Consider the following 22375-nt stretch of genomic DNA (forward strand, 5'->3'; position numbering starts at 1 on the left):
GCAATTTACAGGAAGGAGAAAAAATGTTCAAAAAAACAAAAATTTTGGCAACACTAGGACCTGCAAGCGATAAAATTGAAACAATTGAAGCTATGGTAAAAGCAGGTGTAGACGCATTTAGAATGAATTTCAGTCACGGTACTCATGAATATCACGAAGAAAATTTAAATAAAATCCATGAAATAGAAAAAAAACTTGATAGAAGAATCGGTATTTTTCAAGATATCAGCGGCCCAAAAATAAGAGTTGGAAAGCTGAAAGAACAATTTAAACTTAAAGCGGAAGATCGCCTTATTTTCGTGCCGGAAGAAATAGTCGGTGAAAAAATCGATGAAAAAACCTACAAACTTTGTATCAATCAACCGGAAATTTTACCGCTAATGAAGAAAGGCGAATATATCTATCTGTATGACGGCTTTATACGTGCAAAAGTTACAAATGTAAGCAACGAAGCTGTAGAAGCCGTACTTGAAAATGATGGAATTTTAACATCAAATAAAGGTGTAAATTTTCCAAATACTCGTATAAATATTGACATAATAACAGAAAAAGATTTGCAGGATTTGCGCTGGGGTGCAGAACATGGAGTTAATTTCGTAGGAATTTCATTTGTACAATCCGCAAATGATATTTTGCGCGTGCGCGAAATTTTAAAAAATTTAGGTTCAAAAGCTAAAATTTATGCCAAAATAGAAAAATTCGACGCTGTAGAAAATATAGATGAAATTATACAAGTAAGCGACGGAATAATGGTAGCAAGAGGAGATCTTGGTATAGAAATGCCGTTTTACGAAATTCCGCGCATTCAAAAGAAAATCATAAAACTGGCAAACGCTCACGCAAAACCTGTTATCACAGCCACTCAAATGATGCTTAGTATGACCGAAAGAGAACGCGCTACAAGAGCTGAAATCAGTGATGTAGCAAATGCTGTGCTTGACGGAACTGACGCGGTTATGCTAAGTGAAGAAAGTGCAATCGGTCACAATCCTGTAGCAGTTGTGGAAGCTATGAGCTCTACAATCATCGAAACAGAAAAAGTTTATCACTACAATTGCTTTGATGATTATGATTTTTACGATGAAACCGATATGATCACAAGTTCAACCGCAAGGCTTGCTATGCGACTTCAAGCAGGAGCGATACTTTCTATAACAGGAAGTGGCAAATCGGCAATAAAACTTGCAAGAAATCGCACCAAAATAGATATTATAGCAATCGCTCACGATGAGCAGACAGCCCATTCACTTACACTTGCTTGGGGCGTAATTCCTGCACTTGTAGTTCCAAAAACGCGTGTAAATTTCTTGCTTGCCGAAATCATTAATCAAGCTTACAACAAGCGACTTATCGAAAGCTCAGGCACATACGTGATGACTGCAGGATTTCCAACAGGTGTGGAAGGAAGCACAAACTACATAAGAATACTCAAAAAGACTCAAATAGACTATTACCGCGACGCCGCAATAGATATTTAATCTTTCTAAAATAAGGAATTAAATTTTTTAATTCCTTATAAATCAAAAATCTATTTTTTACTTCATAATATTTTGTTTTACCGTGCATAAAGATAATATGACGTTATAAAATAATATATAGTGAATAAAAATTTACCTTTTTGATAATCCAGCTCGAAAACTATGATGATAAAAAAATAAAATTTCTAAAATTACTATTTATAAAAAAGATAACATCAATTCAAAAACCGCACAAAATAAAAGTATAAAATAGAAACTCAAGAAGCTTGCTATAATCCAAAAATTTTATCTCCTATCCGCTTTATTTTTTATACAAAAACGGCTTTGCAATTGTACCAATAACTTATTTGGAATTACGGTTTCAATAAATTTTGAATTTTTGCAAAATTTAAATATCATTACGTATTTATCAAGTAAGACAGCGACAAAAACGCGCTGCAACTTTAGCATTTCATCAAAATTGAATTTTTTATTTGTAAGTTATAAATCCGAAATTTCGCAAATATGATATTTTTATTTGATTTTTAAAATTTTAAGTTGAAATTTTATTCAAATCTTTTTTAAATTTGCAAAAAAAGTTTAAAAATTTACAGCAAATTTTAAATTACGCCATTTATTTTTTCACGTAAATCTAAAATTTCATCTCTTTTTGTAATAAAACTGTTTCTATTTGCAATCAAATGTGCTGAACTTTGCATAATGACTTCGGCAACTTTTAATCCGTTTTGCCTCATAGTAGCACCGGTTTCAACGTTATCAACTATTGCGTCCGCCAAACCTATCAAAGGTGCAAGCTCAATCGAACCGTAAAGTTTTATTATTTTTACAGGAGTTGCCTTGCCGGCAAAAAAATTTCTTGTTATATTTGGCATTTTTGTGGCTACCTTGAGCCTTGCGGCGTTATAATCAAGCTCATTTTCTTTTTTTATACCGACACAAATTTTACATTTTCCAATTCCTAAATCAAGCAGCCTTAAGACGTCCGGTCTATGTTCTTCAAGCACATCAAGCCCTACTACTCCGATATCAGCCGCACCATTTGTGACATAAGCCGGAATATCCTGATTGCGAACATATAAAAATTTAAAATTTCCCTCACTTAAAATAAGTTTGCGATCTTCAAACTCAAATTTCATATCAAAAATTTTGCGGAAAATTGCAAGTGTATCATCGGCTATTCGCCCTTTTGGAAGTGCTATTGTAATCATTAGAGTCCCTTACTTTTTATAACATTTAACATTGATCTGAAAACCAAATTTTTATCATAAACGGCATTTTTAAAAAACTGTGACAAAAACTGGCCGTCTCCGCCTGTAATATAAATTTTGCGGTTTTTGGCAATATTTTCCACCAATAAAACAACGGAATTTACTACGCCATAAGTTATCGCATCACGAGTATTTAAAGGAATTTTGTCTAAATTAACTTGCGAGTTTAACCCGACATCAAGCACGCTTGAAATACTTTTGTAAGCCTCCACATACTTAGTAATACCTGGCAAAATAAATCCGCCCATATGTATGTTTTTATTTACCATATCGACTGTAATAGCGCTTCCGGCGTCAATAACTATTCCATCATTTATAGCGCAACTTGCCGCAATTCTATCAACTCCGAGCTCTTTTGAATAAAGCGTATTTATCTCAAAATACGGTGCCAAATCAAAAAACAGTGTGCCTTTTAATTTTCTTTTAAAATTCGGATTTACATTTATAAAATAAACAGTATCTTTCGGCTCAAATTTTTGAAATTCTTTGATTGACATAACTTTTGAAATACCGTTATTGTAAAATTTAGCCGTGGAATTTCCTATATCACACAAAATCATAAATCATAAATCCGTTTTCATTTAAAATTTTAGCAGCTTTTGAACAAAGCGCCGAGTTTAAAAATAAAATTTTCTTTTTTATTATTTTATTTTCACTGCTTTGCACTTTTTTATCAATTTCAATTAAAGAAATGGCATCTTTGCTTACAAATCTGCTTTTAGCGTCTCTTAAATACAATAAAGTCCGAAATTGACTTAAATCAACTCCAAAAAAAATACTTAAACTTCGTTTTTTTGTAAAATTTCCGGTTTCAATTGTTCTGAAATTTTTAAGTAAAATTTTATGCTTAACTAAAAGTTCGTTTATTTTATCGTTCATCGCCAAATTTCAAAAATTTATTACCTGTATATAAATTATCTTTATCACTAAAAATTTTATCGTCTATTTCATCAGGCAGTTCAAAAATTTTAACATTATTTAAATTCAAATTCATACGAATTAAAAAGCCGGTTTTTTCCACTATATAAATGTTAGAATCTGAAATCGTAGGAGCCAAAAATATCGCAAAAGTCAACTTTGTCTCGTTTATTTTTTGAAAATTAAAATCCAAAATTTGCACAACGCCGTCTTTTAAAAACAGATAAATTTTGTCTTTATCGAAAATTACATCTTTTATATCGGCCGCATATGTCTGAACTCCTGCAGGAGCAAGTTTTACAATCTTAGTCGCAGTCGCGCCGTAAAGATTTTGACCGTGTACGCCAAGCTCAATTACGTTATTGAAAAAAGGTTGAGCGCTGATTACATATTCTTGCGTAATTCTGTTTATATTTAAATCGGCAATTGCGATTTTACCGTCAAGTGTACCAAAAACTACAAGATAATCCAAAAATACAGGCGCTGCGGCTCTTACATCAAGCGCAAAATTTTGAGAAAATGCTCTATCAAGCACCACTGCGCCTGAGTTTATTTTAATTATATAAGCGTGATTATCAGCACTTAAAACCGCCAAATTATTGCCGTTTATATTTGCAGCAATCGCTTGCGCGCTTAAATTCTGATCTAAAATTATGCCGCCGTTTTCATCTAAAACTTTGATAGCTCCAGCCACATCGCTGACTATAAATTTGTTCTCAGCTTCATTAAGCAAAATTTCGCCTTTATTAAGCTTTAAATTTTTATTCAAGCCGCTTTTTGAAATCACATTTCCATTATCCAATGTAGCTACCTGCTTATTTGCAAAAATTATATCATCGGGCAAAGAGCCGCTGTAAGATATCTTCTTTGTGATATTTTCGTCTCCGGGCTCAAAGTATAACCTTTTTGTAGTACAACCTGCAAAAGCAAGACAAAGCGCAAGTAAAATTAAAATATTTTTTCTCATTTTTTATCCGTTATATTATAATGTTTTAAATTTTGAGCAATTTGATTTAGCGGTGAATTAAAAGGAATTTTATCAAATTCGTTTTTTGCATCTTTCAGTTTTCCTTCTTTTAAAAGTTTAAAACCTTTGAGCAATGTTTCATAATCACTTAAAAGCTCGCCGCCACTTTTTCCGAGTTGCAAATTTATAATATTTTTTAGCATAGGATCAAGTTTTTTATCATTTACAATTTCACTCATATCTACATTTTGAGAATTTTTTAAATTTTCAAGTTTATAAATAGCGTAAAGATTGAAATCTTCATTTTTAAGCTCATTTAAAATTTTTTCATCATTCGGATTTTTAACAAGCTCACTAAAAATAACATTTGCTTTGTTTATCTTATACTCTTTATAAAATTCATTACCGTAATACGAAGCAAAGCCCAAAACCGCTAAAATAACGCAAGCTAAAAGCGGTTTTTTATATTTTTTTATAAAAAGTTCACTTTTTATCATACTTTGCAAAAACTGTTCTTCAGTGCCGATTTGCTCTTTAATGCCTTCTATATCGTCTTTTAAAGCCAAAATATTTCCTTTTCTAAAATTTTCGCATAATTTTATCATAAAATATTTAAAATACGGCTAATGTTAAAGTTAAATATGCTATAATATCTAACTTTTTATCAACAAAGGAAAAAAATGATAATAGATGAAAATCTTTTGGCAAAATTAGAAAAACTCACAGCATTCAAAGTTCCGGACGAAAAAAGAGATGAAATTAAAGCACAACTTAATGAAATTGTAAATTTTGTAGAAGTTTTAAACGAACTTGATTTAGATAAAACAAATGCGGCTATTACTACGTTGAAAGGCGGCACACCGTTTCGTGAAGATAAGCCGGATAATAATAATGATGAGATAATGAATATAATATTAAAAAATGCACCCGATATTGACGGCTCATATTTTGTCGTACCAAAAATCATAGATTAAGGAGAAAATCCATGGTAGAAGAAAATCGCAAACATTTAGCGGATATTGAAACTCTTTTAAAAACAGTCGTTTTTAATAAAGCATCTGACTTGCACCTTGTTTCGCGCTCGGCACCGCAAGTAAGAATAGATGGCAAGCTACGCCCATTAGCTATGGATGTTTTAACCGGTAGCGATATAGAATATATTTGCTACGCTTTAATTACTGATGCGCAAAAAAGTGAATTGGAAGAAAATAAAGAGCTTGACTTTGCGATAGAGCTTCCAAATATAGGTCGTTTTCGTGGAAATTACTATTATACGATGAACGGCGATTTAGCAGCTGCATTTCGTATAATTCCAATAGACATTCCAAGCCTTGACGAATTAAAAGCGCCATCCATTTTTAAAGAAATCGTAAAACACGAAAAAGGTATGATATTAGTTACAGGTCCTACAGGTAGCGGTAAATCAACAACTTTGGCAGCAATGCTAAATGAGATAAATGAAACTGAGCGAAAGCACATTATCACGGTTGAAGATCCGGTTGAGTTCGTGCATACAAATAAACGTTCGCTTTTTTCGCATAGAAATATAGGTACAGATACACAATCTTACGCAAGAGCTTTAAAATTTTCACTACGTGAAGACCCGGATATAATTCTAGTAGGCGAGCTTCGTGACCGCGAAACAATTTCTATTGCGATAACTGCAGCTGAAACAGGCCACTTGGTTTTTGGAACACTTCACACAAACTCGGCAATTCAATCTCTAAACAGAATTATTGATAGTTTTGATGGCGGTGAACAACTTCAAGTAAGAAATATGTTATCAGTTTCATTGACTTCCATTATTTCTCAATCTTTGCTTCCAAGAATTGGAAAAGGTCGTGTTGCAATACATGAAATTTTAATCAATAATAATGCGATTGCAAACCTTATACGTGAAAATAAAGTGCATCAAATCTATTCTCAAATGCAGTTAAATCAACAAAATACAGGTATGGTAACACAAACTCAGGCAATGGTAAAAGCGCTTCGTTCGAATTTAATCACAAAAGAAAATGCGCTTCGTTATTCTACAAATTTGCAAGAACTTATCGGAATTATAGGTGAATAATGCTGGAAAACATAAATTGGTTTGACTTAATTACGATTGTTTTAATCGTGCTTTTTGGACTTCGCGGCTTTGTAAACGGCATAATAAGAGAAATTTTTGGAATTTTAGGACTTATCGGCGGATTTATTTTAGCGGTAAACTATAGAGCTGAGGCAGGTGCTTGGATAAGTGCTAATATATATAACTTGCACGGTGCAAATGCTATAGGCGGAGATGGCACGGAGATTTTGGCAGGATTTTTAGGAGTTTTGTTTGCGACATGGATAGTTTGCCTTATAGTAGGCGAAATTTTAGCAAAACTTATAAAATTTACAGGTCTTGGAATCATTGATAAGGTTGGCGGATTTATATTCAGCGCCGCTAAAATTTTTCTAATTTTTGCAATAGTAGCTGTGCTTATAAAAAGTGCAGCATTTTTAAACACTCAAACAAAACCGTTTTTTGAAAACAGCGTTACATATCCATATTTAGTAAAAGCCGGCGAGTTTATAATGCAAATAAAAAATAACGAAAATGTAAAAAATGCCATAACAGAAATAAAAAGAGATATAAACAACACTTTAAGCGATGATTTTAATGAGACATTTTTCGAAAACGATACAAATAAAAGCGAAATTTTAAACCGGGAAAATTTTGATAAAAATTCTACTTTATAAGGATTGCAAATGAAAAAAATTGAAAATTTAGAATTTGATAAATTACTTGAAGAATTCAAAAAAATCATCAAAGATAACGGCTTAAAATATACAAAACAACGTGAAATTTTATTAAAAACGCTTTACAACAGCAGCTATCACTTTACTCCGGAAAGTTTGAGTATACACATAAAAGAAAAATATCCGGATTTAAATATAGGTATAGCGACAATTTACCGCACACTGAATCTTTTGGAAAATGCAAGAATGGTTACTTCCATATCATTTGGCGCACAAGGTAAAAAATTTGAACTTGCAAACAAACCTCATCACGATCATATTATTTGTAAAAGTTGCGGCAAAATTGTAGAATTTACGGACCAGGAAATAGAAAACAAACAACTTGAAATTGCACAAAAAAATGGCTTTACTTTAACGAGTCATCTTATGCAACTTTATGGAATTTGTGAAAAATGCAGTAAAAAAGGAAATAAATAGTGTTTGAAAACCAACTTGAAATTCAAAGAATACAAAAAGCAGACGAATTAAGAAATTTAGGTGTAAATCCGTATCCGCATTTTTTAAAAAAGGATATGAATATAAAAGAATTTCGTGAGAAATTCGCATACATAGCAGAAAACGAAACAAAAAAAGCTGACGAAGAAATCGTCATATCAGGTCGTATTAAATTAAAACGAGTAGCCGGAAGATCGACTTTTGCAAATATAGAAGATGAAAGCGGAAATGTTCAAATTTATTATTCAAAAGACAGTATAGGCGAAGAAAATTATTTAAAATTTAAGAAAAATATTGAAGTAGGCGATATAATTTTAGTAAAAGGTTATGCGTTTTTAACAGGAACCGGCGAATTTTCAATACATGTAAGCGACCTTATCCTTGCAAGCAAAGCAATTTCAATTTTACCTGAAAAATTTCACGGTCTTGCGGATAAAGAGTTAAGATATCGCCAAAGATACCTTGATATGATAATGGATCCAAGCGTTAGAGTTGATTTTGAAAAACGTTCGTTGATTGTCAGGACAATTCGTAGATTTTTTGAAGATCGAGGTTTTTTGGAAGTCGAAACTCCGATGATGCATCAGATTGCAGGCGGCGCGAATGCAAAACCTTTCATAACTCATCACAATGCGCTTGATATTGACAGGTATCTGAAAATAGCACCTGAGCTTTATTTAAAAAGACTTGTAGTAGGCGGAATGAATTCCGTTTTCGAAATGAATAGATGTTTTAGAAACGAGGGAATGGACTTAACTCATAATCCTGAATTTACAAGCATCGAGTTTTACTGGGCATGGCATAACTATTTTGAAGCGATGGATTTAACGGAAGAACTTTTTAACGAATTGCTGAAAACTTTAAATTTAGGTGAAATTTTAGATTACGGCAATTTAAAAATTGATTTTTCTAAAAAATTTCAAAGAATTAAATATTTGGACGCTTTGGTACTAATAGGCGAAATTTCGCCCGAAATTATAAAAGATAAAGACGAAATTTTGAAAAAACTTAAATCGGACGGTTTTGAAGCAAATGAAAAACTTGATTTAGGACATTTGCAAGCTGAACTTTTTGATAATTACGTAGAAAGCAAACTTATAAATCCTACATTTATAACGGATTTTCCGGTTTCTATTTCGCCTCTTTCAAGAAGAAGCGACAAAGATCCTGAAATTGCAGAGAGATTTGAACTTTATATTGCAGGAAAAGAGCTTGCAAACGCATTTAACGAACTGAATGATCCGCTTGATCAATATGAAAGATTTAAAGCGCAAATTGAAGCGAAAAAAGCAGGAGATGATGAAGCGCACGAAATGGATGAAGATTATGTAAGAGCGTTGTCTTATGCTATGCCGCCTACGGTTGGCTGGGGGCTTGGCGTGGATAGACTCGTGATGATTTTACTTAACAAAGCGTCAATTCGTGATGTAATTTTATTTCCGGCTATGAAACCGATAAAAAATTTAGATGACAAGGAGTAAAAATGTCGAATTTGGAAAATTTTGATAAAGAAATTTTTGATTTAACAAACAAAGAGTTACAAAGACAATGTGATTATTTGGAAATGATTGCAAGTGAAAATTTCACATATCCTGAAGTTATGGAAGTAATGGGTTCTATACTTACAAACAAATATGCTGAAGGATATCCAGGTAAAAGATATTACGGTGGTTGCGAATTTGTAGATGAAATAGAGCAAACAGCAATTGATCGTTGCAAAAAACTTTTCGGCTGCAATTTCGCAAATGTCCAACCAAATAGCGGAAGCCAAGCTAATCAAGGTGTTTACGGAGCTTTTATAAAACCGGGCGATAAAATTTTAGGTATGGATTTAAGTAACGGCGGACACTTGACTCATGGCGCAAAAGTAAATGCAAGTGGTAAATTTTATAGCAGCTTTTTTTACGGCGTGGAAATGGACGGAAGAATAGATTATAACAGAGTTGCTGATATTGCTAAAATCGTAAAACCGAAACTAATCGTTTGCGGCGCAAGCGCATATCCAAGAGAGATTGATTTTGCAAAATTCAGAGAAATCGCAGATAGCGTCGGAGCATTTTTATTTGCAGACGTAGCTCATATAGCAGGTCTTGTAGTTGCCGGAGAGCATACAAATCCGTTTCCATATTGCCACGTAGTAAGCTCTACAACACATAAAACTTTAAGAGGTCCTAGAGGCGGAATTATTATGACAAATGAAGAAGAATTTGCCAAAAAAATCAACTCAAGCATTTTCCCAGGAATGCAAGGCGGCCCGCTTGTCCATGTTATCGCAGGAAAGGCGGTCGGTTTTAAACATAATTTAAGTCCTGAATGGAAAACTTATGCAAAACAGGTAAAAGCAAATTGCAAAATTTTAGGTGATACGCTAATGAAACGCGGCTTTGATTTGGTAAGCGGCGGAACGGATAATCACTTAATTTTAGTTAGCTTTTTGAAAAAAGATTACAGCGGAAAAGACGCAAGCAACGCGCTTGAAAATGCAGGAATTACCGTAAATAAAAATACGGTTCCTGGAGAAACAAGAAGCCCCTTTGTAACAAGCGGCATTAGAGTAGGAAGCGCAGCTCTTACATCACGCGGTATGAAAGAAAAAGAATTTGAATGGATTGCAAATAAAATTGCCGATGTGCTTAATGATATAAACAATACTTCACTTCAAAGTAAAATAAAAGCCGAAGTTAAAGAACTTGCAAGTAAATTTATTATTTATGATAAAGCTATGTTTTAAATTTTAGGGCATAATTTTGCCCTAAAATATTTTTTAAGATTTTTATGGAAATTTTAAAAAATATTGAAATTTTTAGGAGTTTTTAATGGAAAACGATTTTACAATGGCCGATATTTTACTTGATAAAGACAAGGCAGCACAAGAAAAAAGTGTAAATATCAAAAAAATTCTTATGGGAATATCTGTTTTAGTAATAATTTTTTTGATAGTTCTTATTATTATGAAATTTATAAATCGCGGCAATATTGACACAAATGACAGCATTACAATGCCAAACGAACAAGAAATTTTAACACCGAATACAAAAAACAATGAAATGGCACAAAATACCGCTAATACGCCGACAGTAGATCAACAAATAAAAATACAGACGAAACCGGCTGAAATACAACAAATAGAGCCGAGCTCACAAACAACAAAAGAACCTACTCAAATAGAAATCAAATCTGATAATAGTAATGCAAAAGTAGTTGAAATCAAACCTATAGCAATAGCTCCGGAGCCACCTAAAAAAGTGGAACAACCGGTAAAAATCGAAGAGCCTAAAAAAATATTAGAAACGACACAAATTAAAAAAGAAATAACAGTACCGCAAAAGCCTAAAAAAATAGAAAAAACGCAAAATACAAATATAAAAAAATCTGAACCTGTAAAGGCGCAACAAACCGCAACTAAACAAAATGTTGAAAGCAAAAAAAATGAAAAATCAGTTTTCAGTAATAATTCAAAAAATAAACAAATAAAAGTAAGCGACATAAAAAATGCAAAACCGAAAGCGGCGGCTGTTGCGACAACAGGAAATACTTATATACAAGTTTTGGCATTTTCATCAGACAAAAAAGAAAATATCGTAACAAAAAAACTAAAAGAAAAAGGCTATTCTTATAAATTTCAGGACACCGTTGTAAACGGCAAAAAAATGACTAAAATTTTAGTCGGTCCTTATGATAATGCAAATATAGAAAGCAAGATTAAACAAATTCGCTCTGAAATAAATCCGGAAGCGTTTGTTTATAGAGCAAAATAGTGAAAAAATTTGCAGTCTTCGGAAATCCGATTTCACATTCGATTTCGCCAAGACTGCATAATAACGCTATTTTAGGCTTGAGTTTAGACGCATTTTACGGTAGAGTTTTACTAAATGACGGCAAAGATTTGCGTGATAATTTTTTAAAACTTAAACTAAATGCCGCAAATATCACACTTCCATTTAAAATAGACGCTTTTAGAATATCCGATTTCAAAAGTAAAGCTGCCGATAAAATAGGCTCAGTTAATACACTTGTATATAAAAATGAAAAATTTTACGGATACAATACGGACGCGTTCGGATTTTGGCGCGCTGTAAGTAAAATCGGAAATTTCAAAAATGCAGTTATTTTAGGAGCTGGAGGAACAACTCGCGCAATTTCATATATATTGCATGAAAATGGCGTTAAATTCGATATTTTAAATCGATCAGATAAAAGTAACGAAAATTTTGAATGCGAAAATTTTTACACTTACGAAAATTTTGATACAAAAGATTACGATTTGATTATAAACTCAACTTCCGCGGGTTTAAAAGATGAAAATTTACCTGCTCCAAAAGAAATTTTAGATGAAATTTTAAATAGAGCGAAATTGGCTTTTGATGTAATTTACGGAAAGGTTACACCGTTTTTAAATTTAGCGGAAAAATATGGCTTAAAAACTTCAGACGGCGCTCAAATGCTCGTATTTCAAGCAGTTTTAGCGTTAAATTTATTTTATGACAATACACTGAACGAAACAAGAATTTTAAAATTTATGAACGAAGCTTTGAAATTAAAATAATTCATCATTTAAAATTTCAATTAAATTAAAAGTTTCTATAATCAACTAAAATAAAAAATCTTAATAATCAAAGCAAAAATTTCATTAAATTTTAAATACAAATAGTCTATAAAACTCTACAAAGCTATGAATATCAAAAAAATTAAAATTTATTAAAACTTTATCTATCCTCCTAATGACTTTTCCATTTCATATCTTAAAGATACTTGCAAGTGAAGAAAAAGTTGATAATCCGGTCCAAAATGCCTGAAATTTTTAAATCCTTTTGTGAGATTATCTAAACTGCCAAGTTTTTAAAGACATAATATTTATCAAACAATGTCGATATTATAAAGCCGATAATTCAAAAAAAACGCTCTTTTATTTATTAGTTTATGAGATGCCAAGAAAGATTAAATTTGCGCGGCGTATCGTAAGCGACAATTTAATTATATTATTACACGATGTAAAAATTTTAAACTAATTGACTGCGTTAAAAAGTTTTAAGAAATAGTATAAAAATTTTTAATTAGTTAAGCATAAAAATTCTCATTAAAATTAGAAAATCTCTTTTTAAATATCAATAAAGAATCAATCATCTTTTTTTAATATTTTCTCATTTTATACAAAATTTATTCAAAAAAACATCATATTTATTGTTTTATTTATATTTTTATGGCGCTACAATGTTTCGATTTATCATAATTTATAAATTTATTAGATAATCGCGGAATTTTATTCTTATAAAAATATGCGAAAATTAAATATTACTGTATTTTTTAAAATAAAAAATTTATTTATTCCGTAAAACATATAACAGCTTACTATAAAATTTACATTTTTAAGCAAAATAAAATTTATTTTAAGCTTTATTTCGATATAATTTCAGTTTCCATTATGCGGGAATAGCTCAGTGGTAGAGCGCGACCTTGCCATGGTCGATGTCGCGAGTTCGACTCTCGTTTCCCGCTCCATTTATTTAAAATTTTAAAGTGCCCAGGTGGCGGAATTGGTAGACGCAAGGGACTTAAAATCCCTCGGATTTTTTTCTTCCGTGCCGGTTCAAGTCCGGCCCCGGGCACCACGGCGACATAGCCAAGCGGTAAGGCATGAGCCTGCAAAGCTTTGATCCCCAGTTCGAATCTGGGTGTCGCCTCCAGAAAAAATTTTAACTTCTTTTTGTCGGTAGATGGCTGAGCGGTCGAAAGCGGCGGTCTTGAAAACCGTTGAGGTGCAAGCCTCCTGGGGTTCGAATCCCTATCTACCGGCCACTTTAAAATTAAAAATATTTTATAGACTTACTTTTTTTATAAAAACTTTCTATTTGAATTTTTATTTTAAACTGCAAAAATATTTTATATGATTTATGAATTATAGTTTTTTTTAATCGGTTAAACAGTTCATAAAATACAGCATACAGGTATTTTCGCAAATTTTCAACTCTTTTGTATTTAAAATTTATATATTTTTTTAGCGCTATTTAATTATTAAAATTTCAATCTATTGCATTTTTTTATTAAAATTAAAAGCTCAAATTACTTTTCAAATCTTCTCTGCTGTGATAAAATTTAAAACAGTAAAGCAAAATTTTTAATTATAAAATTCCAAGGTGAGTAATCAAAATTTTAAATCCTATAAAAATTAAAATCAAACCGCCCAAAATAAGAGCCTTATCCTTAAAAATTTCACCCAATTTTTTTCCGATAAAAGTCGCGGCAAATGATAAAATAAAACAAACAAAAGCAATTATAGCGCAACTAAACCAAATATTTAGACTTGTAAAACTAAATGTCACACCGACTGCAAGTGCGTCTATACTTGTGGCTACGGCACCCGAAATAAGCTCTTTCAATCCTAAGTTTGCCGTGATTTCATCGCTATTTTCGCGACTGTCAAATATCATCTTTACACCCAAAAAACCTAAAATTGCAAAAGCTACAAAATGATCAATTTGTTCAATAAATCCTACAAATAAAGCACCTAGAAAAAAGCCGATTATCGGCATTGCACCTTGAAAAAATCCGTAGACAAAAGAAACTTTTGTAATGCGGAAAATTCCATAATTCGCACATTTGGCACCATTTGACATGCTCAAGGCAACGCAATCCATGCTAAGTGCCACCGCTAAAAGTAAAATTTCCATAAAAATCCTTCGTTTGATTATACATTAAAAAAGTTTTTGATAAAATTAAAATTTTGCGAAGGGATTTTGAATGTTAAGACGAATTTTTATACTGTTTTTTCCTGTTTTTTTGTTTGCAAATTTTGAAAATATTGCCGAAAAAGGACTTGAATTAGCTACTTTTATGAATTTAAAAGATGTTAAAAATTTCAAAAACTCACTAAATGAAATTATAGATTTAAGTGCTGATGAAATTAAAAAATTTGACACTAAAAGTAGCAATTTAGGGCTTGATTTACCAAAATTTCTGGAAAACCTCGCTACCGACGAAAACAAAAAAAATTATCTGAATAAAATAAGAATCATGTTTGGCGAACAATTAAAATACGCGGCTGATCCTCTTAAAATTTTACTGAAAAATGAAATAAATAATCTAAGCGAAAATGAACTTAATGAAATTATGGACGGTAAAATTTTGCTTAGTGATTTTATAAAAAAATATGATTTTAACGCAATTAGAGAGATTATTTTTCCTTTGATAGCAGATCTTTCATTAAACGAAAATTTCAAGCGAAATTACAAAAATCTAACCGGTAACTCTCTTACAAGCGACTTTAATTCAAAATTTACGAATGAATTTCTGAGCGAATTTTTTGTAAAAGCCGCAAACGAAGAAATAAAATTCAGACAAAATTCAAATGCAACATTTGAAGCACTGAAAAAACTTTTAAAATGAAAAAAAAACTCATTAGCGATATAGCACTGATTTTTGTCGCTGTAAGCTGGGGCGCAACTTTTATACCTGTGCAAAATGCCACAGGCGTAATCGACGTTTACAGTTTTTTATTTTGGCGTTTTTTGTTGGCAAGCATTTTAATGTTTTTGATTTCCTTCAGTTTTGGCTTAAAATTTGAAAAAAGCAGCGTATTTGGCGGATTAGTTTTAGGCTTATTTTTGTTTTGCGGTTTTGCATTTCAAACTTTTGCGCTGAAATTTTCTTTCTCATCAACAGTAGCTTTTATAACAGGAATAAATGTAGTCATCGTACCGTTTTTACTTGTAGTTTTTTTTAAAGATAAACTTAGTATTTTTGCTTTTTTGGGAGCATTTATCGCTTTGATTGGACTTTATTTTATAAGCGGAGCAAGCGTTGAAATAGGCGCAGGTGAAATTCTAAGTGTGATTTGCGCTGCAGCTTATGCATTGCAAATAGCTTTTACAGGATACTTTGCAAAACGCACAAATATTTTTGCGCTTGTAATTTTTCAATTCATCACAGTTTCTATTTTGAGCCTTATTTTAGCTATTTTTGTAAATGATGAAATTTTTGCCGATGCGAGCGTAATTTTTGGCGGATTGCAATTCAGCACGAATTTTTATTTTATATTTGCAGTGATTACGACTACGATTTTTGCGACTGTATTCGCATTTTTTGTGCAAACTTGGGCGCAAAAATACACAAGCGCAGCTAAAACCGCAGTAATTTTTACATTAGAACCTGTAAGCGCCGGAATTATCGGCTACTTTTTTGGAGAACATCTTAATTCTTTGCAAATTTTCGGTGCCGTTTTAATAATAATTGGAATTTTAATTAGCGAAGTGGCGGAAAATTTATATAATGTTCTCATCAAAAAAGCCAATAAAAGCAAATTTTAAAATTTGCTTTATGGCGCGATATAACGTAAATTTGAATACTAATTCAATAAAAATTAACTTTAAATGTTACTTTTATTTTTTAAGCTTTATTAAATTTTATAAAAATGCTATAATTTCCAGTGACAAAAAATTTTACAATACACATAATTATGGAGGTGAAAATGTATATATAAAGCAATTCGGTTGTTATTCAATCAAATTGCAGCAAACTTCACAATTTTATCGGCATGAAAATTTGGTTTTAGCGGCGTCGTAAAAATAAAAAACGGCTGCTATTCGGATTGTAAATAAGATTGAGGTGAGTAAAAACCCGTTTGGAATTTTATAATTTTTAATTATTTTATAAAATCTAAAATGCTTTTACTTTAGAATATTTATAAATTTTTATTCAAATGGAGAAAAAATGAAATTTTTTAAAGGGTTAATTTTAATGATGTTTTTAGGAGCATCTGTTCTTATGGCAAAACCTACAGTATATATTTTAGCTACAGGCGGAACAATCGCAGGAAGCGCGGATAACGCTCTAACAGGAAGTTACAAATCAGGCGCTGTAAATGTGGATGCTCTAATAAGTGCTGTTCCACAAATCAACGAAATCGCAAATATTAAAGGCGAACAAATAGCAAATATCGGTTCACAAGCTATGAATAACGAAACTTGGTTAACACTTGCAAAAAGAGCAAATGAGCTTTTAAAACAAAAAGATGTAGCAGGTATCGTTGTAACTCACGGAACAGATACAATGGAAGAAACAGCTTACTTTCTAAATTTAGTTGTAAAAAGCGACAAACCTATCGTTTTGGTTGGAGCAATGAGAGCAAGCACTTCAATGAGTGCTGACGGTCCTCTAAACATATACAATGCCGTAAATGTAGCGATGGATAAAGCAAGCGTTGGAAAAGGCGTATTGGTTGTTATGAATGATGAAATTCACGCAGCAAGAGAAGTAACTAAAACAATCACAACAGCAGTTAATACATTTAAATCACCAAATACAGGTAAAATCGGTACTGTAAATTACGGAATCGTTAATTATTATATGAATTCTACAAGAAAACATACAAAAAACAGCGAATTCAGCATAAATAATATTTCAGCACTTCCAAGAGTTGATATTATTTTCGGTCACTCTGAAGACACTCCTGATTTTGTTAAAACAGCTGTTGAAAAAGGCGCTAAAGGTATAGTTTTGGCAGGCGTTGGAAACGGAAATCCATATCCTAGTGTAGAAGAAGCTTTGGCAGAAGCTGCAAAAGCCGGTGTTGTAGTAGTTAGAACAAGTAGAACAGGAAGCGGTTCAACAAGCGTTGGCGCTGAAGTTGATGATGCTAAACTCGGATTTGTTACAGGCGATAACTTAAATGCTGCAAAAGCAAGAGTTTTGCTAATGGTAGCACTAACAAAAACTAACGACAAAGATAAAATTCAAAAGTTGTACAAAGAGTACTAAAAAATTTATGGTAGAGATTTTTCTCTACCATAAAAATAAAAATTTAATCTTCAAAACTCCATTTTTATAGATACTTTAAAAATTCAATTATTTTAGTTTGCATTTTAAAATTTAAGCTTTTTTGCTAAGATACAAATAGCAGCAAAAATATCTTTAAATAAAATTTTACAAATATTTAAATAATTTATAATAAATTTTTAACTGAAAAGCGACATAAAATTAACCTAAATTTTATAATTTAGACTCTTTGTTATTGATATTTATTTCACGTTTTATGAAAATATCATCTTTAAACTTACCGAAAGCATTCATCAAATCTCTCCACAAACATTATATATTTGTTCAATCCAATAAATCGGCTCATTTTAATATTAAAGAACTTAAAAATAAAATTTAGCATCTATTTAAAATTATCTTCGGACGTAAATTTTATAGCTGTTTTTTATTAATCTTTTCACCATCAACTTCTGCTTAGCCCAAAATTTTAAAAATCATAACGGATTATCTCTTATCCATTTTTAGCATAATGAAAATATATATCATATAATTAAACGGCAAACGTTCGCGCCTTTAAAGCATTTATGCATTTATGACCTGCAAATTCTCCTGTTATTAGACGAATTTTAGTGCCATTAATAAGAATTTTAAATTACAATATATAAGATATTTGCTAAATTTAATAAAAGTTGAACACCAATATTTATCTTTTTAGAAATTATTTCTCATGTATAATTTCGTTTCAGCACTTATAAATTGCACCTCACCATCGTTAATTGTATGTCTGTTACAGAATCTTTATGTATTATTTTCTTTTAAAACCGTAGTTAATCTTTTAAATCCCGCAATGTGAATGAAGCGAAAAACCGGCTGTATAATCATATGAATTATCACTGCCAAAAAAATCAAACACCAAAAAACAAATTAAACTCTTTTACGATTGTATTTTCAAAACCTCACAAAATACATTTCTGAGCTATCAACTGTGTTAAAATCATTAAATTTTGTTTGAAATTTTTTGTATTTTCTATTTATTTAGTTTATTTTTCATAAATCATAAAATAGATTAAATAAATAAAATTCAAAAATTTTTAAATTTATATATTAAATTTTGGAATTCAGAAGAAAAATTATACTGCTTTTAAAATACTTTTTTAGTGGCAAAAATACTGATTGTAAGAATTATAAGTATTTTTTTATTGGTATGATTAATTTTTTGATAATAAAAAAGGCTGAGATTGTATCTCAGCCTGAAATTTAGCTAAAATTTTAGCCGTTGCGTTTTTTGATGATTTCTTCGCTGACATTTCTCGGAACTTCGTCATAATGATCAAATTCCATAGAGTATGTAGCGCGACCTTGCGTTTGAGAACGTAAATCAGTAGAGTATCCAAACATCTCTGCAAGCGGACAAAACGCGTCAATGATTTTATTTCCGCCACGATCGCTCATATTATTTACTTGTCCGCGACGTTTATTCAAATCACCTATAACATCACCCATGTATTCTTCAGGAGTTTCAACCTCAACTTTCATCATAGGCTCAAGTATTACAGCATTTGCTTTTCTAGCACCTTCTTTGAAGCCCATTGAAGCAGCTAGTTTAAATGCCATTTCTGAACTATCTACCTCGTGGTAACTTCCGTCAAATAACGTAACCTTGATATCTACAACAGGATAGCCGGCCAATACACCGCTTTGCATTGCTTCTTGGCAACCTTTATCAACAGCCGGAATATATTCTTTTGGAACAGCACCGCCTTTTATATCATTTACAAACTCGTAATTTTCTCCGCCCGGCTCCATTGGCTCAAGTCTTAAGAATACGTGTCCATATTGACCGCGACCACCTGATTGTTTAGCATATTTGTATTCTTGCTCAACTGTTTTGCGAATAGTCTCACGGTAAGCGACTTGCGGTTTTCCAACTTCAGCTTCAACTTTAAATTCTCTAAGCATTCTATCAACGATAATTTCAAGGTGAAGTTCACCCATACCGCTAATAATTGTTTGACCGCTCTCTTCATCGGTTGCGACTCTGAAGCTAGGATCTTCTTGGGCAAGTTTTTGTAAAGCAATACCCATTTTTTCTTGATCGGCTTTTGTTTTAGGTTCAACTGCAACTGAAATAACGGGATCTGGAAATTCCATTCTTTCCAAAATAACCGGATCTTTTTCACTTGCAAGAGTATCACCTGTAAGAGTATCTTTTAGACCTACTACAGCGCCGATTTCACCAGCATAAAGCTCTTTTATCTCTTCTCTTTTATTTGAGTGCATTCTAAGAATTCTGCCGACGCGCTCTTTTTTACCTTTACCGGCATTATAAACATAACTTCCGCTTGCAAGTACACCGCGATAAACACGCACGAAAGTCAATTGTCCGACAAAAGGATCGGTAGCTATTTTAAAACCTAGAGCTGCAAATTCTCCGTCATCTGTAGATTCTACGCTTACCTCTTTTCCATTTTCATATTGACCTTTGATATTTGGAACTTCATCCGGAGCCGGCAAATAATCAACTACTGCATCAAGAAGCGGTTGAACGCCTTTGTTTTTAAATGCTGTTCCGCAAAGCATAGGCACAATGTTAAGACTTAGTGTTGCTGTTTTTATACCTTTTTTAATCTCGTCAATACTAAGTTCAACGCCATCAAAGAATTTTTCCATAAGTTTTTCGTCTGTTTCTGCAACAGCTTCAACTAATTTATCGTGATATTCTTTTGCTTTGTCTTGCAAGTCGGCAGGAATATCTTTAACAACATAATTTGTAGGCTCATCGCTTTCCCAAACAAGCGCTTTCATTTGAATCAAATCAACTACGCCTTTAAAATTATCTTCAGCACCGATTGGAATTTGGAGCGGAACCGGATTGGCTTTTAATCTATCTTTAATTTGTTTTTCGACATTATAAAAATTTGCTCCGACTCTATCCATTTTATTTACAAATGCAATTCTTGGAACATGATATTTATTTGCTTGCCTCCAAACAGTTTCACTTTGAGGTTGAACGCCGCCTACAGAGCAAAATACAGCTACAGCACCATCCAATACTCTCATTGATCTTTCAACTTCAATTGTAAAATCCACGTGGCCCGGGGTGTCTATAAGGTTTATTTGATGATCTCGCCAAAAACAAGTCGTAGCGGCAGATGTAATAGTGATACCTCTTTCCTTTTCTTGATCCATCCAGTCCATTGTAGCGGTTCCTTCATGAGTCTCGCCTATTTTATGACTGATTCCGGTAAAAAATAAAATTCTTTCACTCGTAGTCGTTTTACCGGCATCGATATGGGCAGCAATTCCTATATTTCTTACCATATGTAAAGGTGTTTTTCTTGCCATTTTATCTCCTTACCAACGATAGTGAGCAAAAGCTTTATTAGCTTCAGCCATCTTATAAGTATCCTCTTTTTTCTTAAATGAAGAACCTTTAGAATTTGCAGCATCGAGCAATTCATAAGCTAATTTTTCAATCATTGTGCGTTCACTTCTTTTTCTGGCAAACGCTATAATCCAACGAATTGCAAGTGCTTGTTGGCGTGCAGGGCGAACTTCAATCGGAACTTGGTAAGTAGCGCCGCCAACGCGACGTGATTTAACTTCCAAAACAGGTTTTACGTTTTCAATGGCATCATTAAAAACTTCAATACCTTTTTTTTCGCCTCCTTTTTGATCAATCAAATTTATTGCACCATACATAATTTTAGTTGCAATACTTTTCTTGCCATCATACATAAGTGAATTGATAAATTTAGTGATTACTTTATTGCCGTATATTGGATCCGGCAAAACTTCTCTAACTAGAGCTTTTCTTCTTCTCATATATTTTCCTTCAAATTTTTAAATTTTACTCAAACCGTGCCAAATCAACGGGCCGGTCTGTTTTAGCTAAACTATTTTTTAGGGCGTTTAGCACCGTATTTTGATCTTGAAACAGTTCTTTTTGCAACACCTGCAGTATCAAGAGCACCACGAACAATGTGATATTTGACACCCGGTAAGTCTTTTACACGACCGCCACGAACAAGTACAATACTGTGTTCTTGCAAATTGTGACCTTCTCCACCGATATAGCTGATAACTTCAAAACCACTTGTAAGCCTTACTTTGGCAACTTTTCTAAGCGCAGAGTTCGGTTTTTTAGGAGTTGTAGTATAAACTCTCGTGCAAACACCGCGTCTTTGCGGACAATTCTTTAACGCAGGAGATTTTGATTTTTCAATAATCTTTTTGCGCTCTTTTCTAACCAATTGATTTATAGTTGGCACTATTTTTTCCTTTCATCATTAAATTTATCAAAAAAAGATTTTAATTGTATCTTCTTATGACTTATAAAAAACTAAATTTAAGCAAAATTTTAAAATTTGTCTTTAATGGCATATTTACCGCTTCCACAAAATAATATGCAAAGACAAATACCTATATATAAAAACGGCAATTCCGCATTAAATCCACCGTATTGATTTAATCCAAAAAGATTTGAACCATGAGCTAAAAATAAAATCATAGCGCTATTTATTATAATTATAAATGAACTAATTCTTGGAAAAAGTCCTATAATAATACAAATCGGCGCCAAAACTTCACCTATATAAACGCCATAACTTAAAATTTCAGGCATACCGGAATTTACAACCATATCTTTTACGAAATCTATTCCATGAGAAATTTTTGAAATTCCATGCATTAAAAAACAAATTCCAAAAATCAATCTTAGAAAAAATAAACCGTTATCATAAAATTTTTTACTTTCCATTGCCTTCCCTTAA

General features: G+C 32.2%; 22 protein-coding genes and 4 tRNA genes. 16 read left to right on the forward strand and 10 right to left on the reverse strand.

The window, feature by feature from the left end; genetic code table 11:
• Positions 1 to 23: 23 nt before the first annotated feature.
• Positions 24 to 1478, forward strand: a complete 1455-nt coding sequence (gene pyk, locus CHAB381_RS07635; protein ID WP_012109463.1) for a pyruvate kinase — start codon at positions 24 to 26, stop codon at positions 1476 to 1478.
• Positions 1479 to 2077: 599 nt separating this feature from the next.
• On the opposite strand, the gene hisG is transcribed toward pyk, so the two are convergent.
• The 5 genes from hisG to CHAB381_RS07660 are packed head-to-tail and all read right to left on the reverse strand — an operon-like array spanning position 2078 to position 5197.
• A complete protein-coding gene (gene hisG, locus CHAB381_RS07640; protein ID WP_012109465.1) occupies positions 2078 to 2686 on the reverse strand; it encodes an ATP phosphoribosyltransferase in 609 nt (202 codons plus the stop codon).
• Positions 2686 to 3306 (reverse strand): type III pantothenate kinase, encoded by a 621-nt coding sequence (locus CHAB381_RS07645; protein ID WP_012109466.1) that lies wholly within the window; start codon positions 3304 to 3306, stop codon positions 2686 to 2688. The genes hisG and CHAB381_RS07645 overlap by 1 nt, the downstream gene beginning before the upstream one ends.
• Positions 3293 to 3625, reverse strand: a complete 333-nt coding sequence (locus tag CHAB381_RS07650; RefSeq protein ID WP_012109467.1) for a hypothetical protein — start codon at positions 3623 to 3625, stop codon at positions 3293 to 3295. The genes CHAB381_RS07645 and CHAB381_RS07650 overlap by 14 nt, the downstream gene beginning before the upstream one ends.
• Positions 3615 to 4631, reverse strand: a complete 1017-nt coding sequence (locus CHAB381_RS07655; RefSeq protein WP_012109468.1) for a hypothetical protein — start codon at positions 4629 to 4631, stop codon at positions 3615 to 3617. Before CHAB381_RS07655 ends, CHAB381_RS07650 begins: the two co-directional genes overlap by 11 nt.
• Complete coding sequence (locus tag CHAB381_RS07660) at positions 4628 to 5197, reverse strand: YfgM family protein (RefSeq protein WP_041570537.1); 570 nt, start codon at positions 5195 to 5197, stop codon at positions 4628 to 4630. The genes CHAB381_RS07655 and CHAB381_RS07660 overlap by 4 nt, the downstream gene beginning before the upstream one ends.
• A gap of 114 nt (positions 5198 to 5311) precedes the next feature.
• Between CHAB381_RS07660 and gatC the strand changes: the two genes are divergently transcribed.
• The 12 genes from gatC (at position 5312) to CHAB381_RS07720 (ending at position 13649) form a co-directional block, all read left to right on the forward strand.
• Positions 5312 to 5605: an Asp-tRNA(Asn)/Glu-tRNA(Gln) amidotransferase subunit GatC gene (gene gatC, locus CHAB381_RS07665; RefSeq protein ID WP_012109471.1), complete on the forward strand. Its 294-nt coding sequence runs from the start codon at positions 5312 to 5314 to the stop codon at positions 5603 to 5605.
• A gap of 11 nt (positions 5606 to 5616) precedes the next feature.
• Positions 5617 to 6702: a type IV pilus twitching motility protein PilT gene (locus CHAB381_RS07670; RefSeq protein ID WP_012109472.1), complete on the forward strand. Its 1086-nt coding sequence runs from the start codon at positions 5617 to 5619 to the stop codon at positions 6700 to 6702.
• Positions 6702 to 7358 (forward strand): CvpA family protein, encoded by a 657-nt coding sequence (locus CHAB381_RS07675; RefSeq protein ID WP_012109473.1) that lies wholly within the window; start codon positions 6702 to 6704, stop codon positions 7356 to 7358. The genes CHAB381_RS07670 and CHAB381_RS07675 overlap by 1 nt, the downstream gene beginning before the upstream one ends.
• A 9-nt stretch (positions 7359 to 7367) precedes the next feature.
• On the forward strand, positions 7368 to 7835 hold the full coding sequence (locus CHAB381_RS07680; protein WP_012109474.1) for a Fur family transcriptional regulator: 468 nt from the start codon (positions 7368 to 7370) through the stop codon (positions 7833 to 7835).
• The gene (lysS, locus tag CHAB381_RS07685; RefSeq protein ID WP_012109475.1) at positions 7835 to 9334 is read left to right on the forward strand and encodes a lysine--tRNA ligase; all 1500 of its coding nucleotides are present in this window, start codon (positions 7835 to 7837) and stop codon (positions 9332 to 9334) included. The genes CHAB381_RS07680 and lysS overlap by 1 nt, the downstream gene beginning before the upstream one ends.
• A 2-nt stretch (positions 9335 to 9336) precedes the next feature.
• Positions 9337 to 10584 carry a serine hydroxymethyltransferase gene (locus tag CHAB381_RS07690; RefSeq protein WP_012109476.1) on the forward strand — a complete coding sequence of 416 codons (1248 nt, stop codon included), beginning with the start codon at positions 9337 to 9339 and terminating at the stop codon, positions 10582 to 10584.
• An 85-nt stretch (positions 10585 to 10669) separates the two neighbouring features.
• Complete coding sequence (locus tag CHAB381_RS07695; RefSeq protein ID WP_012109477.1) at positions 10670 to 11611, forward strand: SPOR domain-containing protein; 942 nt, start codon at positions 10670 to 10672, stop codon at positions 11609 to 11611.
• Complete coding sequence (locus tag CHAB381_RS07700) at positions 11611 to 12399, forward strand: shikimate dehydrogenase (protein ID WP_012109478.1); 789 nt, start codon at positions 11611 to 11613, stop codon at positions 12397 to 12399. Before CHAB381_RS07695 ends, CHAB381_RS07700 begins: the two co-directional genes overlap by 1 nt.
• 878 nt (positions 12400 to 13277) lie before the next feature.
• Positions 13278 to 13352, forward strand: a tRNA-Gly gene (locus tag CHAB381_RS07705).
• Between the two features lie 20 nt (positions 13353 to 13372).
• Positions 13373 to 13462 (forward strand) — tRNA-Leu (locus CHAB381_RS07710).
• Between the two features lies 1 nt (position 13463).
• Positions 13464 to 13537, forward strand: a tRNA-Cys gene (locus CHAB381_RS07715).
• Positions 13538 to 13561: 24 nt separating this feature from the next.
• Positions 13562 to 13649: transfer RNA gene (locus tag CHAB381_RS07720), tRNA-Ser, on the forward strand.
• A 323-nt stretch (positions 13650 to 13972) separates the two neighbouring features.
• Here CHAB381_RS07720 and CHAB381_RS07725 read toward each other — a convergent pair.
• The gene (locus CHAB381_RS07725; protein WP_012109479.1) at positions 13973 to 14521 is read right to left on the reverse strand and encodes a manganese efflux pump MntP; all 549 of its coding nucleotides are present in this window, start codon (positions 14519 to 14521) and stop codon (positions 13973 to 13975) included.
• A 70-nt stretch (positions 14522 to 14591) separates the two neighbouring features.
• On the opposite strand from CHAB381_RS07725, the gene CHAB381_RS07730 reads away from it, so the two are divergent.
• The 3 genes from CHAB381_RS07730 to CHAB381_RS07745 all read left to right on the forward strand — a co-directional run bounded on the left by CHAB381_RS07730 (position 14592) and on the right by CHAB381_RS07745 (position 17606).
• Entirely contained in the window at positions 14592 to 15236 is a 645-nt protein-coding gene (locus CHAB381_RS07730; RefSeq protein ID WP_012109480.1) for a hypothetical protein, read from the forward strand.
• Positions 15233 to 16156 (forward strand): DMT family transporter, encoded by a 924-nt coding sequence (locus CHAB381_RS07735; protein WP_012109481.1) that lies wholly within the window; start codon positions 15233 to 15235, stop codon positions 16154 to 16156. Before CHAB381_RS07730 ends, CHAB381_RS07735 begins: the two co-directional genes overlap by 4 nt.
• A 403-nt stretch (positions 16157 to 16559) precedes the next feature.
• On the forward strand, positions 16560 to 17606 hold the full coding sequence (locus tag CHAB381_RS07745) for a type II asparaginase (protein WP_012109482.1): 1047 nt from the start codon (positions 16560 to 16562) through the stop codon (positions 17604 to 17606).
• A gap of 1266 nt (positions 17607 to 18872) precedes the next feature.
• Here CHAB381_RS07745 and fusA read toward each other — a convergent pair.
• The 4 genes from fusA to CHAB381_RS07765 all read right to left on the reverse strand — a co-directional run bounded on the left by fusA (position 18873) and on the right by CHAB381_RS07765 (position 22362).
• Positions 18873 to 20948, reverse strand: a complete 2076-nt coding sequence (gene fusA / locus CHAB381_RS07750; protein ID WP_012109483.1) for an elongation factor G — start codon at positions 20946 to 20948, stop codon at positions 18873 to 18875.
• Positions 20949 to 20957: 9 nt separating this feature from the next.
• A complete protein-coding gene (gene rpsG, locus CHAB381_RS07755) occupies positions 20958 to 21428 on the reverse strand; it encodes a 30S ribosomal protein S7 (protein ID WP_012109484.1) in 471 nt (156 codons plus the stop codon).
• A 71-nt stretch (positions 21429 to 21499) separates the two neighbouring features.
• The gene (gene rpsL, locus CHAB381_RS07760) at positions 21500 to 21874 is read right to left on the reverse strand and encodes a 30S ribosomal protein S12 (RefSeq protein WP_012109485.1); all 375 of its coding nucleotides are present in this window, start codon (positions 21872 to 21874) and stop codon (positions 21500 to 21502) included.
• An 89-nt stretch (positions 21875 to 21963) separates the two neighbouring features.
• Positions 21964 to 22362: a DoxX family protein gene (locus CHAB381_RS07765; protein ID WP_012109486.1), complete on the reverse strand. Its 399-nt coding sequence runs from the start codon at positions 22360 to 22362 to the stop codon at positions 21964 to 21966.
• Positions 22363 to 22375 lie beyond the last annotated feature (13 nt).

The sequence above is a fragment of the Campylobacter hominis ATCC BAA-381 genome, assembly GCF_000017585.1.
Classification (GTDB): Bacteria; Campylobacterota; Campylobacteria; order Campylobacterales; family Campylobacteraceae; genus Campylobacter_B; species Campylobacter_B hominis.

Excerpts from the sequence above, each read along its gene's own strand:
- fusA (WP_012109483.1), bottom strand. The coding sequence starts at position 20,948 with ATGGCAAGAAAAACACCTTTACATATGGTAAGAAATATAGGAATTGCT.
- CHAB381_RS07675 (WP_012109473.1), top strand. The coding sequence starts at position 6,702 with ATGCTGGAAAACATAAATTGGTTTGACTTAATTACGATTGTTTTAATC.
- CHAB381_RS07730 (WP_012109480.1), top strand. The coding sequence starts at position 14,592 with ATGTTAAGACGAATTTTTATACTGTTTTTTCCTGTTTTTTTGTTTGCA.
- CHAB381_RS07655 (WP_012109468.1), bottom strand. The coding sequence starts at position 4,631 with ATGAGAAAAAATATTTTAATTTTACTTGCGCTTTGTCTTGCTTTTGCA.
- CHAB381_RS07645 (WP_012109466.1), bottom strand. The coding sequence starts at position 3,306 with ATGATTTTGTGTGATATAGGAAATTCCACGGCTAAATTTTACAATAAC.
- CHAB381_RS07735 (WP_012109481.1), top strand. The coding sequence starts at position 15,233 with ATGAAAAAAAAACTCATTAGCGATATAGCACTGATTTTTGTCGCTGTA.
- CHAB381_RS07725 (WP_012109479.1), bottom strand. The coding sequence starts at position 14,521 with ATGGAAATTTTACTTTTAGCGGTGGCACTTAGCATGGATTGCGTTGCC.
- CHAB381_RS07680 (WP_012109474.1), top strand. The coding sequence starts at position 7,368 with ATGAAAAAAATTGAAAATTTAGAATTTGATAAATTACTTGAAGAATTC.
- CHAB381_RS07690 (WP_012109476.1), top strand. The coding sequence starts at position 9,337 with ATGTCGAATTTGGAAAATTTTGATAAAGAAATTTTTGATTTAACAAAC.
- pyk (WP_012109463.1), top strand. The coding sequence starts at position 24 with ATGTTCAAAAAAACAAAAATTTTGGCAACACTAGGACCTGCAAGCGAT.
- CHAB381_RS07650 (WP_012109467.1), bottom strand. The coding sequence starts at position 3,625 with ATGAACGATAAAATAAACGAACTTTTAGTTAAGCATAAAATTTTACTT.
- CHAB381_RS07745 (WP_012109482.1), top strand. The coding sequence starts at position 16,560 with ATGAAATTTTTTAAAGGGTTAATTTTAATGATGTTTTTAGGAGCATCT.
- CHAB381_RS07695 (WP_012109477.1), top strand. The coding sequence starts at position 10,670 with ATGGAAAACGATTTTACAATGGCCGATATTTTACTTGATAAAGACAAG.
- hisG (WP_012109465.1), bottom strand. The coding sequence starts at position 2,686 with ATGATTACAATAGCACTTCCAAAAGGGCGAATAGCCGATGATACACTT.
- CHAB381_RS07765 (WP_012109486.1), bottom strand. The coding sequence starts at position 22,362 with ATGGAAAGTAAAAAATTTTATGATAACGGTTTATTTTTTCTAAGATTG.
- gatC (WP_012109471.1), top strand. The coding sequence starts at position 5,312 with ATGATAATAGATGAAAATCTTTTGGCAAAATTAGAAAAACTCACAGCA.
- rpsG (WP_012109484.1), bottom strand. The coding sequence starts at position 21,428 with ATGAGAAGAAGAAAAGCTCTAGTTAGAGAAGTTTTGCCGGATCCAATA.
- CHAB381_RS07670 (WP_012109472.1), top strand. The coding sequence starts at position 5,617 with ATGGTAGAAGAAAATCGCAAACATTTAGCGGATATTGAAACTCTTTTA.